The sequence below is a fragment of the Mucilaginibacter celer genome (assembly GCF_003576455.2).
Classification (GTDB): domain Bacteria; phylum Bacteroidota; class Bacteroidia; order Sphingobacteriales; family Sphingobacteriaceae; genus Mucilaginibacter; species Mucilaginibacter celer.
Window position 1 is genome coordinate 1,819,713 of sequence record NZ_CP032869.1, and the last position, 13,902, is coordinate 1,833,614.

Below are 13,902 nucleotides of genomic sequence, written 5' to 3' on the forward strand. Positions count from 1 at the left end.
CCGGCTACGTAACGCCAATCACTCCACCGGTTTGCATCTGAGCTAAAGTAAACGCATTGATCATTTATTTTAACCTCGTTAAATATGGAAATATTTATCCGTAAAAACACACCTGTACTTTTCAAATATTTTTTCCTGCTCCTGTTTTCTTTGCCTTTTGCAGCAGTGGCCCAGCAGGAGCCACCCGCAACTGTAAACTCCATTTTAAAAGGCCGCGTATTTGACGCTGCTACTAAAGATGTATTGCCGGGTGCTGTTGTATCTATTAAAGGCACAACCCACGCGGTATCAACCAGTGCCGAAGGCCGTTTTGATTTTGTAACCGGTCAAAAATTCCCCTATACTTTAATTGTTCGTTTTATTGGATATGAGCAGCAGGAGATTGTTGTAAACGGTAGCCCTGTCGAGATTTACCTGAAACCTATTCCCCAGCAACTGAATGATGTGGTTGTGGTAGGTTATGGTACCAAAACCCGTAAGGATCTCATCAGCTCGGTATCAACCATCAAGGCTGATGAAGTAAAGAAAACTCCGGTTGCCAGTTTTGATGCCCAGTTGCAGGGTAAAGCATCCGGTGTACAAATTAATTCCAATACCGGTGTTCCTGGTGATGGGATTTTTATCCGGGTACGTGGTACAACCTCTATCAACGCAACTGCCGATCCTTTGTATATTGTTGATGGTGTGTTTTTAAACAGCACCAGCTTGCAAACGGTAAATACCGGCGGCAGGGCAACATCACCCATCGCCGATATAAACCCTTCAGATATCGAAAATATCGAAGTTTTAAAAGATGCCAGTGCTACAGCCATATACGGTTCGCGTGGTGCCAATGGCGTGGTTATAGTAACCACCAAACGGGGTAATTATAACGCAAGACCAAAGATCAATTTCAATGTTTCGCAGGGATTGGCCTGGCAGCCTAAAGGTAAGCTTTGGAAATTAACTACCGGCCCTCAGCATGCCGAAATTGTAAATGAATTTTACCGCAATTCGGAGGCAGATGCTCTTGCAGCAGGTAACGCCGCGGGTATCAAAACTTACCAGTTTGCACCGTTCCGCGCGGCGGATGATAACCCTACAGCTTCGCCTGCACCGAGGGGTTTACCATCCGACCAAAAAACATATGATCGCCTTGGCGAGTTGTTCCGCACCGCAAACCTGTCTAATTATGACCTTTCGTTAGAAGGCGGTTCGAAAGATACCCGCTACTACATCGGCGCGGGTTATACCAAACAGCAGGCCGATATCAAGCCTATTGATTTCAGCAGGTTTGGTTTTAAGGTAAACCTTGACCAGCGCATCAGCGATAGGGTACAGGTAGGTACAAGTAACAGCGTGTCTCGTTCATACCGCAACCAGGCCCGCTCGGGTGATGGTCCGGCCGGCGGTTTGTTCCAGTCGGCCTTGCATACGCCAACTTACTTGCCCGAAACTAATGCCGATGGTACACCTGCCCGTTATGCCGGTTTTGATAACCTGCAGGTATTGCTCAATAATTATAACGTAAATACGGTTAGCCTGCGCTATATAGGCAACGTATTTGCTGATGTTGAAATTTTAAAAGATTTAAAATTCCGCTCGAGCTGGAGTGTTGATTACAATAACTACAACGAATCGGAATATTGGAATGATAAAACCCAGTTGGGCGCCTCACCAACCAACGGCCTCGCAACATCAGCCATAACCCAAAGTACAGCCTGGATTAACGAGCAAACTTTAACTTATAAGCACTTGTTTGCCGAAAAACACGCCCTTGATGTGGTGGTTGGTAATACACTGCAAAGCAATACTATCGCCCTTACGTCTGCACAGGGAACAGGGTTTCCTAATAACTCGTTTGTAGATATCTCGTCGGCGTCAACCCGTACGGCTAATCAAACCTGGACCAAGTATAATCTGTCGTCGTTCTTTTCGAGGATCTCTTATAACTATGCCAGCAAGTACTACCTGGAACTGAGCGGTCGTGCAGATGGTTCGTCAAAATTTGGCACTAACCATCAATGGGGATATTATCCATCAATAGGCGCTTCATGGCGAGCCAAGGAAGAAAGTTTTTTGAAAAATGTTAACGCCATCAGCGATCTTAAAATTCGTGCAAGTTATGGCGTTACCGGCAACCAGGGCGGTATAGCCAATTTCGCGGCCCGGGGACTATGGACCGGTGGTGCCGGTTACCCGGATAACACAACCGGAGGTGATAAAGCCGGCACTGCCCCGCAACAGTTGGCCAACCAAAACCTTAAATGGGAAAGCACTAAACAGGCCAACGTTGGTTTTGATTTGGGGCTGCTGAATAATCGTTTAAACGTAGCTGTTGATTTGTACAGCAAACAAACCAGCGATGTTTTACTGCAATTGCCTGTACCTGCTATTACCGGTTACAGTACTTATTACAGCAATGCGGGTAAAATAAGTAATAAAGGTTACGAGATCAGCATCAACTCTACCAATATTAAAACCAAAGATTTTAGCTGGACCACCGGTTTCAACATCTCGGGTAATGTTAATAAAATTAAAACCCTGCCGGTACCTATTAATCAATACAGCCGCGATTGGATCAGGATGCAGCAAGGCTATTCGATGTTTTCCTTCTGGATGTATAAACAGTTAGGTGTCGATCCGCAAACGGGTAATGCCATATTTGAGGATGTGAATAAGGATGGCGTGATCAACACCGCCGACAGGCAGATAGTTGGCAATGCCCTGCCAAAATACTTTGGCGGCTTAAGTAATACCATCACCTATAAAGGTTTTGATGCCGGCTTTTTGTTCAGCTTTGAAGAGGGTAACAAGGTGCTTAATCTAAACCGTTTCTTCGGCGAAGGCGGCGGCACCCGCGATGCTAACCGTGTAATATTTGCCAGCCAGCTAAACAGGTGGCAAAAACCCGGCGATATTACCGATGTGCCGCGCTTAACCGCCTACGGCAACAACTACACACTTGAGCAGAACAGCCGCTTTTTAGAAGATGGTTCATTTATCCGCCTGAAATCATTAACGCTTGGTTATACACTGCCTAAGGCGCTTACTCAAAAAATTGATATCCAGGCATTGCGCATTTATGTGGTTGGCAGTAACCTGTTGCTGTTCACCAAATATACCGGTCCTGATCCTGAAGCCAATGTAGGCGGGGGGCAGGATGTACAGGGTATTGACCTGGGTACACCACCACAACCGCGTTCAGTTCAGTTAGGTGTAAACATTACTTTATAAGGAGGGCAACGATTATGAAATTATTTAAAACTATAAAATATACAATCCCCGTTTTATCGCTGATTGTACTGGCTTCCTGCAAAAAGTTTTTGGATGTGCAGCCGAAAGATTCGGTGTCAGATTCGCAAACTATTGTCGACAGGGCATCGGCCGAAACCGCTGTGCGTGGTATTTACAGAGCTTTATCTGCTGATAATTACTACGGTGTAAACTTTGTTTCAGTAGGTTATTTATCAGGCGATAATGTACAGTGGACAGGTTCGCAATCTATCGTACAACAATTTATCGATCATAATGTAAAAGCTGATAACGCTACGGTATCCGGCATCTGGCTGGCTATTTATACCACCATCAACAGGGCAAACTATGTAATCGCGAAGCTTCCGGGTGTTACGGATGCTACACTAACCACTGCCGCTAAGAATCAACTACTTGGCGAGGCTTATTTTATCAGGGCGCTATGCTACTTTGATTTGGCTCGTACCTGGGGCGGCGTACAAATTGTAACCACGCCGACCATATCGGCCACAGATAAAAACGGCATCAAGCGCAGCACTGTAGCGCAAACATACGCCCAGGTATTAAGCGACCTGAACGCTGCCGAGCCGTTGCTATCGTTACCAACAACACAAAACCCGGTTAGGGCCAATAAAGAAACCGTTTACGCCCTAAAAGCAAGGTACTATCTGTACCAAAAAGACTGGACCAATGCTGAGAATTACGCCACACTTGTTTTGGGCGATGTACAAAATTATACATTGTTAAAACCTTACAGCGCATGGTTTGCCAATAACGCGGTGGGTACTAAAGAATCGGTTTTTGAATTGGCTTATAGTGCTACTTACACCAACGGTCATCGAGGGCAATGGCAGCCGCCTGCCAACAGCGGTACCCGCCAGTGGGCACCAAACGCTGCATTTTTAGCTTTAGTTAATGATCCTGCGATAGGCGGCAACCGTAGTGCATTGGTTGCGAAAACATCGGCAGGGTTGTGGTATGGTAATCTTTATTACCGCAGCCCGGCTACCGATCCGGCTTACATAATCAGGATAGCCGAAGAATACCTGATTCGTGCAGAAGCCCGCGCACAACTCAATAAACTTGATGTGGCAGCTGCTGATCTGAATGCCGTGCGTGAGCGTGTCGGCTTAGCAGCAACAACCGCTACCTCACAGGCCGATATTTTATTGGCTATCGAAAACGAACGGCGTATAGAATTTGCATTGGAGGGTCATCGCTGGTTTGATTTAGTGCGTACCGGCAGGGCAGCGGCCGTATTGGGCGTGACCGATGCTAACAAGCTTGTACTGCCTATCCCGGTTGATCAGCTGAATGTTGATCCGGCTTTAACACAAAATCCGGGCTATTAATGATTAAAGACATCAAAGTCGGGTGGCCGGGTGCGATGACGAAGGTTAAACCCTTGTAAGATGGTTTTAATCTGCCCCCCGGCATCTTCTAAAGAAAAATTAATTTAAAAACATAAAACAATGAGCACATTAACCACCAATCAAACTAAATGGAAAGGATACGAAAAGGCAGCTTTTCGGTTCTTCTTCATTTATTTTGTGCTGCAGGCCCTTCCGTTAGATTGGAAGTACTTCGGCAACCTGTTCCGCATTCAATGGGGCAGCCTGAGCTTTGGCGATATTTTTTACATCAGCCGCTATACACCTCAATTTGTATCGGGCAGCACCACACCCGGCACCTGGGGTATAGGCACCCTTGCCGATTGGGCGCTGTTAGCGGGCATCGCACTAATTGGCGCTATTGTGTGGAGCCTGAGCGATAAAAAGAGCGAGAACTACAATAAGCTGTACTATTGGCTGCGGGTGATATTGCGCTATCGTTTGGCTATTGGCATTATCGCTTACGGCTTTATCAAGTTTTTCCCGATGCAGTCGCCGCTGCCATCCATCAGCAATTTAAATACTTCTTATGGCGATTTTAACCGTTGGAAGTTGTTTTCATTAAGCCTGGGTATTGTGCCGGGTTATGAATCGTTTTTAGGTTTGGTAGAGATAATTGTAGGCCTGTTATTACTCTTCCGCAAAACAACAACGTTTGGAGCGGTAATTATCCTTATATTTACGGGCAACGTATTCATCTCCAACATCGCTTATGATGGTGGCGAAGCCCTTTATGCGCTTTACCTTATCAGCATAGCTTTAATCTTAACTGCTTATGATGCCTTGCGCATTTATAATCTTGTTGCTTTACGCAAACCAACAGCACCAAATACCGTGAAAATTTCTTTAAGCGGGCAATGGCGCGCATCGCGTTTGGTGCTTAAAAGCCTGTTTATTTTCTTTTTCGTTTTCCTGTATGGATATAAAACCTATGCGGCTTACCATTACGATATTTATCAATACCCTAAAGCTAAAGGCTTAGCCGGAGCGGCAGGCTTATATAATGTTAGCGATTTCAGGATCAACAGCAAACAGCTGCCGTACTCACAAACGGATACTAACCGTTGGAATGATGTTGTCTTTGAAAAATGGAATACCATCAGCATTGGCTCATTAAAAAGGTTTAAGGCTGATACATCTGTTACCGAAGAGATCAGCAGGAATAATGATGACCGCAAGTATGAGCTTGACGGCACCACAGGGCGCGCTTACTACAGCTATGTAGCCGATACTGTGAAACACGTTTTGCTGCTTAAAAACAGGAATAGTAACTACAAGGCCGATCAGTTTTCGCTTAACTACGCCCGATCTGCAAACGGTACCATCGTCCTGAAAGGGGTTGATCATAATCGGGATTCTGTTTACGCGCAGTTGGATAAGGTTAATAAAAAATATCTTCTGCAAGAGGCAAAACAGGGCAGGAGTAAAGCACTAAAACTTTAAACGTACACCTTCAAGTATATTTATCATGGCAACAACCGTAATAACTCCGGAGGCAGGCGAGATCAGCGAAACCTCGCTAAATAACAAACAAGAGCAGGCAGCACCGATAAGGGAGCAACCTGCCCGCAAGGAATGGACTGCTACCCAGCGTGTGGCTTTCCGCATTGCTTTCATCTTTTTCATCATTATGTGTATCCCGGTAACGGGCGAATGGTGGAATAACCTGGTAACCATTAACTGGTTCCACCTGCATTACCGCGACCTGTATGATATAGCGCGGTTTTCGCCAAGCATTTACAAATTTCAAAATCCGGCTTATAACCTGTTAGGTTATATTGATTGGGTTGAAGCGCTTGTTATTGGCATTGCAGGCGGCCTCATCTGGACGGCCGCCGACAAAAAAAACAAGCAATATCATAACCTGTATTACTGGCTGCGCGTGGTGGTGCGGTACAGGGCAGGTATAGGCATAATCGGGTTCGGCTTTACAAAGCTGTTCCCGGTTCAAATGCCTTATCCGTCATTAGGAGTATTGAACGCTCATTTTGGTGATCTTACCGCACAAAAAATTTACTGGCTTTCGGTAGGTATTGTGCCATGGTACCAGGTTTTTGCAGGTGTTGTTGAGCTTGCGGCGGGTACTATGCTGTTCTTCCGCAAAACCACTACTTTCGGCGCTATTTTGCTGTTAGGTGCTTTGGGCGATATCACTTATGTAAACTTTGCTTATGATGGCGGCGTGCATGTTTACGCTTCATATTTTGTACTGTTTTCGGCGTTTTTATTATGGTATGATGCCGTGCCTGTTTATAACCTGATAGTTAAAGAACGGTTTACTGTACCACCTGTGCTGATCCCGGTGTTTACGCAGAAATGGTTGAAAGTTACACGTGTTGTTTTAAAAACAGGAACCATTGGCATTTTCCTGGTTTGGCTGTACTATTTGCAGTATGTAAACTTTAAGTACGATCCGTATAAACAACCATCAACCAGCGGCGTGAAACAGTTGCGTGGTAATTATAACGTAACTGAGTTTAAACTCAACGGGCAGGACATTCCATATTCGCCTTTAGATTCGGTGAGATGGCAGGGTGTAACGTTCGAAAAATGGTCGTCATTAACTTTTAACGTTAACAAGCCATTAAATCTCGATCTGTCTAACGGTGGAGGAGCGGCAATGCGGGATATCAACCGTAACTTCGAGCTTACGGGCGTTGCAGGTGGTAAAAGGGTTTTTTATTACGATGCCGATACTGTGAACAAAGTACTTTATTTACAGGATAAACTGCCCGAAGCAGGCAAACGCAAAGGCAGGCGAGACAATGGCGGTGGCGGAGACAAAACCGGGAACGGCAAAATTGCCAAATCATTTATCCCGGCCGAAGTACAGAAAAATATTCGCAACGAAGTAACGGCTATCGACCCGGCAGCGCAATCAACCCGCCGCAAACGTGGTGTGCCGCAGGAGTTAAAAGATAAACGTAAACGTGCGCATATGATATTGAACTATACGGCCGATGCCACAGGAGCACACATTGTGCTTGCCGGTAAAGACGACAAGAAAAATGATGTGTATATTGTGCTTGACCGCGTAAACCGCCAATATGCACTTACCGATAGCAAATTGGTTGCGGGTAAATACTAAAAACAGATACCGATATGAAACCGGAAAAACGTGATTATGACGCAGTAATAGTAGGCTCGGGGCCAAACGGCCTTGCGGCAGCCATATTATTACAACAACACGGGCTTTCGGTTTTATTGCTGGAAGGCAAGGACAAAATTGGCGGCGGCCTACGCACCGAAGAGCTTACCTTACCCGGCTTTAAACATGATGTTTGCTCGGCCATTCATCCGCTGGCGGTTGGTTCACCATTTTTTGAGACTTTGCCTTTGGAGCAATTTGGCTTAGAATATATCTACCCGGAAGTTGCCGCGGCGCATCCCTTTGATAACGGTACGGCCGCGGTACTTAAAAAATCGATCATCGAAACGGCAGATGGATTGGGTGCCGACCGGGATGCCTATATCAAACTAATGGCGCACCTGGTAAAAACATGGCCCGGTTTGGCTGCGGACGTATTAGGCCCGCTTACGTTTCCGAAACATCCGGTTGATTTGGCCGTGTTTGGATTGGATGCCCTGACCTCATCAACCCATTTGGCTAAACGTTTTAAAACCGAAGAGGTCAAAGGGCTTTTGGCCGGGATGGCAGCGCACAGCATCCAGCCTTTAACTAATTTAACTACATCGGCTATAGCTTTGGTGCTGATGGCTAACGGCCATTTAAAAGGCTGGCCGGTACCTAAAGGAGGGTCGGTAAAAATTGCCGATGCTTTGGCCGCGTATTTTATATCGATAGGAGGTAAGATAGAAACCAACACATATATCTCGGCTTTTGATCAACTGCCGTCTGCGAATGCTGTCCTGTTTGATATTACTCCTAAACAATTACTTCAAATTGCCGGGCATAAGTTTTCATCGCTTTACAAATGGCAAATGGAACGCTACCGCTATGGCATGGGGGTTTTTAAGGTAGATTGGGCGCTTGATGAAGCTATTCCGTTTACCGCGGAAGGGGCGAGGCAAGCCGGAACGGTACACATTGGCGGCACAATGCGTGAAATTGCCTTCGGCGAGCAGCAGATCTGGGATGGCCAACATCCCGAGAAACCATTTGTAATGGTAGCTCAACAAAGCCTTTTTGATAACAGCCGTGCGCCCGAGGGTAAACATACAGGATGGGCCTACTGCCACGTACCGAACGGATCGAATAAGGATATGACCGGGATTATCGAAAAACAAATAGAACGCTTTGCGCCCGGATTTCGGGAACGCATCATCGGCAGGCATACTTTTAATACCCGCCAGTTGGAGAATTATAACCCCAATTATATCGGCGGGGATATAAACGGTGGCGTTATAGATATCGGCCAGCTGTTTACCCGCCCGGTATTGCGACGTTCGCCTTATCGCACTTCGGCGAAGGGGATCTATATCTGTTCATCATCAACGCCGCCGGGAGGCGGGGTGCATGGCATGTGCGGCTATCATTCGGCCAAACGTGCACTAAAAAATGTTTTTAACATCAGCATAAAATCATAACAAATTATCACACTATAAAATTTAAACTATGTCAACCACCACTACTAAACTAACCCTGCACGAAGATTGGGCAGTAGTTATTTTAGGTTCCCTCATCATTATCCTGTCGCTGGCAGGCCTGCTTTTACCGGTACCAACTTTCGCCTGGAAAACCGGTGCCGATTTAACCGGTACGGTATTGGGTTCGGTAAACCTGGTTAAAATACTTTTGCAATTTGTTTTCGTAGCTATCATCGGAGGCATCGGCGCACTGATCACCGGTAAATCGGTAAAGAACTACGCACTTGGTTTCCCGTTGGTTTATATCGTTACCATACTGGCATTGGTGCTGGCGGGCAGCAGCCAGGCTAAGTCGCTTAACCTTGAGGCAGTGATCTTCAGCCTTGTTTTAGGTTTGCTCATCAGCAATTTTATAAAACTGCCTGAGTGGTTAAAATCATCACTGTCAACCGAGCTGTTTGTTAAAATAGGTTTAGTGCTTTTAGGCACCAGTGTAATTTTTGGTGATATTTTAAAAGCAGGATCTTTGGGCCTGATCCAGGCATTGTTGGTGGTAACATCAGTATGGTACTTTGCTTACTGGGTTTGTAAAAAACTGAAAGTTGATGACGAGATTGCCATGATGATCTCGAGCGCGGTATCTATCTGCGGTGTATCTGCAGCGATAGCTACCGCCGGCGCTATTAAAGGCGATTCAAAAAAATTATCCTATGTAATATCGATGGTATTGATCACTGCTATCCCAATGATGATCTTTATGCCCATCATCGCCCATTATTTTAAATTTTCGCAGGCGGTTACCGGTGCCTGGTTAGGCGGTAGTATCGATACCACCGGGGCGGTTGTGGCATCAGGTTCATTAGTTGGCGAAACGGCTTTAAAGATCAGCACCATCGTTAAATTTTCGCAAAATGTTTTGCTGGGTTTAGCCGCTTTTGCTATCTCTATTTACTGGACCTACACCAAACATCCATCGGCACAGGATAAAGAAACCAAGCCGACACTGAAAGTGATCTGGGAGCGCTTTCCAAAATTTGTATTGGGCTTTATCGGTGCGTCGCTGCTGTTCTCGTTCTTCCTGCCGCCATCGGCAGCAGCTACCGTAAAAGATAGCCTGAAGAATTTGCAGGGACTTTGGTTTGCGCTGGCATTTACCAGCATAGGTTTGGAAACCAACTTTGCCGATCTGTTTAACAAAAACAGCAAAAAGCCTTTGTACGCGTTTTTGATAGCACAAACCTTTAATATTTTCATTACGCTGGCCATTGCGCTGGTGCTATTTTAACAGGTTTTATTATGCTGAAAAAGTTAAAGCTAAGGCGAAGCCATGCCCTCATTTTTGGGTTGATCATCATTATTGGCGTGGTGATCTGGCTTTGGCCTCCAGTTAAAACAGAGCCGCAATGGCCAAAAACTTTTGGCTATGGTAAAACTGCTACGCAGCAGGAAATTGCCAAACTGGATATTGATGTACGACCCGATGGCAAAGGTTTACCCGCGGGTAGTGGTAATGTGCCAAACGGTGCTATTATTTACGCAAATAAATGCGCAGCCTGCCACGCCGCCGATGGCAAGGAGATAAAAGGCGTTAAATTGCCCGGTCCGCCACTGGTAATTGGCGACGGTAAAACCAAAACCATAGGCAATTACTGGCCTTATGCTACCACTTTATTTGATTATGTGCGAAGGGCTATGCCGTATAACGCACCGGGTTCGCTTACTAATGATGAGGTGTATAGCCTTTGCGCATGGCTGCTTAATCAAAACAAAATCACTACTGCAAGCCAGGTAATGAATGCACATACGCTTCCGCAGGTAAAAATGCCGGCGCAAAAACTTTTTATTGTTGACAACCGCAAAGGCGGCCCTGAAGTAAAATAAAATGGAACAACGGGATCGGTCAATAAAAACAACCGAAAAAAAGATAAGCCGCCGCACATTGCTGGGTGGTGCCCTGGCTACGGCTATATTGCCGGTAACATCTGCGTTTGCAAAATACGTACAAATAGGTGTGCTCACGGTGCCTGATCCTACCAAACAACCCGGCCCGTTGCCGGGTAAAGTTGGTACTCGTTCGCCGTTTGAAGTGCCGGTTAAAAAGCCGTCGGATATTTCATCGCGCTCGCCCTTACAGGATCTGTATAGTACCATCACCCCGTCTGATCTGCATTTTGAGCGCCACCATGCCGGTGTGCCTGCTATCGATCCAAATCAATACGAGTTGCTGATTCATGGCATGGTGGATAGGCCGATGAAGTTTAGCCTGCACGATCTGAAACGCTTTCCATCCGTAACCCGAACCTGCTTCATTGAATGTGCCGGTAATTTTCGCACCGGGAAAGAGGACATGACTGTGCAGGAAATCCTCGGCCTTACCAGCCAAAGCGAGTGGACTGGGGTAATGCTTTCAACCTTGTTCCGTGAACTGAGGGTTGACCCGAAAGCAACCTGGTTTTTAGCCGAAGGTGGAGACGCCGCAGTACTTACCCGGAGCATCCCGATGCATAAAGCCTGGGATGATGCCATGATTGCATACGCCCAAAACGGCGAAGCCATACGGCCGGAGCAAGGCTATCCGGCAAGGCTCTTACTGCCCGGGTGGGAGGGAAACACCAATGTAAAATGGCTCAGACGAATAGAAATTTCTGATGCCCCTTATTTTACCCGCGAAGAAACATCAAAATATACTTACCCGGTTAAGGATAAAATCAGGATGTTTAGCTTTGAGATGGATGCACGATCTATCATTACATATCCTTCATTCCCTCAAAAGGTTGAACGCGGTTGGATCGAGATCCGCGGTTTGGCCTGGAGCGGCAGGGGAAAGGTAATAAAAGTGGAGGTAAGCACGGATGCCGGCAAAAACTGGAATGAAGCGCGGTTACAGGGACCGGTTTTAGAAAAAGCGCATACTTATTTCCGTTACCTGTGGCAATGGAACGGTGCCGAAACGGAAATTATGAGTCGGGTTACTGATGAAACCGGATACACGCAACCAACTCTAAAGCAATTGATTGATGCCCGTGGAAAAGATATCGGAGGTTACCACATGAACCCCGTTACCGCATGGCGGGTTAAACGGGACGGGAGTGTGTTGTTTAAACCGGAGAAACATTAGACAGTAGTTTTAATGTATGCATTAAAACTACTGTCTAATTAAGGCAGCCCTTTAAATGCAGATATTCCAAACATAATGATATAGGCAGGCAAAAAAACAAGAATTGGCTTCTTCATTTTCTTAATACATAGGGAGGTTAATGCTGTCTTTTTAAAATATACATCAGTCGATATTAAAAGTCCACTTTGAATTATCACTATGCATATCAAACCTGGCCAGTGTCGGCGTGCTATCTCCCGAAGATACCAGGGCCAGCGATTCCTTTGAATTTGGAATGGCTTTTGGCATTATTCTGTAAGTGCCGTCGGTTAACTGGTCTATCCTCCATAATTGTTCGGCTGCGCCGGTAAATGCCGGTAATGTTGTCACTTCAGCCTCCGCTGTTGATGCCAGCACCCTTTCGGTTCCGGCTATTCCTATTTTATAATATGGGCTGCCAGGGTAGCCTCCTGCATCAGGAACTGCAGTAATTGTCCATTTTTGATGTGGACGGGCCATGTAATCGCCTATTCTTAGGCCGATATTTCCGGCAGGCCATGTGTTAAGCACATCTTTTAGTTCCTGAGGTGGAACTTGTTTTACAGGCTCGTCGTTATTTCGGCTAAACCGCATTCCACCCGGCATCCGTACAAAATCAACTGCTAATTCAAGAGCGTAGCCCCGTCTTTCCGATTTGATTTCGTAGGTTCCTTCTTTAAAGATTTCACCAGCAACAGGCCAGCCGTTTTTCCAGAGTAAGGGACGGATTCCTAATACACTATAGGCGTTCCGGTCTAAATCAGCTTCATAATGGCATGACATTTTCTGCACGCCGTCGCCAAGTACTAAACGCCCGAAGTGCCCCGGACCAATCAGTTTTTTGCCGGCTGCAAGCACCATTTTCCCACCGCCTTTTAACATATCCCGCCCTATATTATCAAGGTATGGTCCGGTTATCTTCCTCGAGCGTCCAACCACAATGTTATAAGTGGAGTTTGGACCATCGCAGCATGTGCCGTGTGTGCCAAGCAGGTAATACCATCCGTCCTGGTATATCAGGTCGGTGGCTTCGCAATCAATAGCAATGTTTACAGGTTTATTGCCCGGCATGCGTTTGCCGGTTTTTGGATCAAGCTCTACAAGGCGGATAAATCCGAAATAAGTACCATATGAGAGCCATAACTTTCCGGAAGTGGGATCAAGAAGAAGCCCCGGATCTATGGCGTCATTATCCTCTTTTCCGTCGGATGAAGCAACAACTACTGCTTCCGAATATTTAAAATCGGGCGATTTGGGGTCGAGCGTTTTATTCCACATGGTAAGTATCCTGCCGTTATGGCCACCTCCCAGGCCTCCGCCTGTTGCGCCGTAAGCCACCAGGTAGCGGTTGCCTATTTTTACAACATCAGGCGCAGCTCCACCGCCGGGCCGTACCCCGCCGCTGTTCCATGTCCAGCCATCTTCGGATATCAAGCCACCGCCAAAGGTACCGAATGTATAATATTTGCCATCGCATACCATAATGGTTGATGGATCGTGTATAAAAGGTTTTCCAATTTGTGCAATAGCCGGGGAGGCTGTGCTAATAAAAAGCACAGCTGCCGCGTTCAATAGCTTAACGGTTAATTTCAT

General features: G+C 46.2%; 9 protein-coding genes. 8 read left to right on the forward strand and 1 reads right to left on the reverse strand.

Annotated elements, in window-relative coordinates:
• Positions 1 to 84 precede the first annotated feature (84 nt).
• The 8 genes from HYN43_RS07125 (at position 85) to soxC (ending at position 12,291) form a co-directional block, all read left to right on the forward strand.
• Entirely contained in the window at positions 85 to 3,216 is a 3,132-nt protein-coding gene (locus HYN43_RS07125) for a SusC/RagA family TonB-linked outer membrane protein (protein ID WP_119408783.1), read from the forward strand.
• A gap of 14 nt (positions 3,217 to 3,230) precedes the next feature.
• Entirely contained in the window at positions 3,231 to 4,586 is a 1,356-nt protein-coding gene (locus HYN43_RS07130) for a RagB/SusD family nutrient uptake outer membrane protein (RefSeq protein ID WP_119408784.1), read from the forward strand.
• Between the two features lie 120 nt (positions 4,587 to 4,706).
• A complete protein-coding gene (locus HYN43_RS07135; RefSeq protein ID WP_119408785.1) occupies positions 4,707 to 6,068 on the forward strand; it encodes a DoxX family protein in 1,362 nt (453 codons plus the stop codon).
• Between the two features lie 25 nt (positions 6,069 to 6,093).
• Complete coding sequence (locus HYN43_RS07140) at positions 6,094 to 7,713, forward strand: hypothetical protein (protein WP_119408786.1); 1,620 nt, start codon at positions 6,094 to 6,096, stop codon at positions 7,711 to 7,713.
• Positions 7,714 to 7,727: 14 nt separating this feature from the next.
• On the forward strand, positions 7,728 to 9,173 hold the full coding sequence (locus tag HYN43_RS07145; RefSeq protein WP_119408787.1) for a phytoene desaturase family protein: 1,446 nt from the start codon (positions 7,728 to 7,730) through the stop codon (positions 9,171 to 9,173).
• Between the two features lie 28 nt (positions 9,174 to 9,201).
• Positions 9,202 to 10,458 carry a YeiH family protein gene (locus HYN43_RS07150; protein WP_119408788.1) on the forward strand — a complete coding sequence of 419 codons (1,257 nt, stop codon included), beginning with the start codon at positions 9,202 to 9,204 and terminating at the stop codon, positions 10,456 to 10,458.
• Between the two features lie 11 nt (positions 10,459 to 10,469).
• Positions 10,470 to 11,054: a c-type cytochrome gene (locus HYN43_RS07155; protein WP_119408789.1), complete on the forward strand. Its 585-nt coding sequence runs from the start codon at positions 10,470 to 10,472 to the stop codon at positions 11,052 to 11,054.
• A gap of 1 nt (position 11,055) precedes the next feature.
• Positions 11,056 to 12,291, forward strand: a complete 1,236-nt coding sequence (gene soxC / locus HYN43_RS07160) for a sulfite dehydrogenase (protein ID WP_119408790.1) — start codon at positions 11,056 to 11,058, stop codon at positions 12,289 to 12,291.
• Between the two features lie 162 nt (positions 12,292 to 12,453).
• Here the strand turns inward: soxC and HYN43_RS07165 are convergent, their stop codons facing one another.
• A complete protein-coding gene (locus HYN43_RS07165) occupies positions 12,454 to 13,902 on the reverse strand; it encodes a family 43 glycosylhydrolase (protein WP_119408791.1) in 1,449 nt (482 codons plus the stop codon).

What these genes read in the sequence shown, in the direction of transcription:
- HYN43_RS07125 (WP_119408783.1), top strand. Translation starts at nt 85, where the DNA reads ATGGAAATATTTATCCGTAAAAACACACCTGTACTTTTCAAATATTTT.
- HYN43_RS07130 (WP_119408784.1), top strand. Translation starts at nt 3,231, where the DNA reads ATGAAATTATTTAAAACTATAAAATATACAATCCCCGTTTTATCGCTG.
- HYN43_RS07135 (WP_119408785.1), top strand. Translation starts at nt 4,707, where the DNA reads ATGAGCACATTAACCACCAATCAAACTAAATGGAAAGGATACGAAAAG.
- HYN43_RS07140 (WP_119408786.1), top strand. Translation starts at nt 6,094, where the DNA reads ATGGCAACAACCGTAATAACTCCGGAGGCAGGCGAGATCAGCGAAACC.
- HYN43_RS07145 (WP_119408787.1), top strand. Translation starts at nt 7,728, where the DNA reads ATGAAACCGGAAAAACGTGATTATGACGCAGTAATAGTAGGCTCGGGG.
- HYN43_RS07150 (WP_119408788.1), top strand. Translation starts at nt 9,202, where the DNA reads ATGTCAACCACCACTACTAAACTAACCCTGCACGAAGATTGGGCAGTA.
- HYN43_RS07155 (WP_119408789.1), top strand. Translation starts at nt 10,470, where the DNA reads ATGCTGAAAAAGTTAAAGCTAAGGCGAAGCCATGCCCTCATTTTTGGG.
- soxC (WP_119408790.1), top strand. Translation starts at nt 11,056, where the DNA reads ATGGAACAACGGGATCGGTCAATAAAAACAACCGAAAAAAAGATAAGC.
- HYN43_RS07165 (WP_119408791.1), bottom strand. Translation starts at nt 13,902, where the DNA reads ATGAAATTAACCGTTAAGCTATTGAACGCGGCAGCTGTGCTTTTTATT.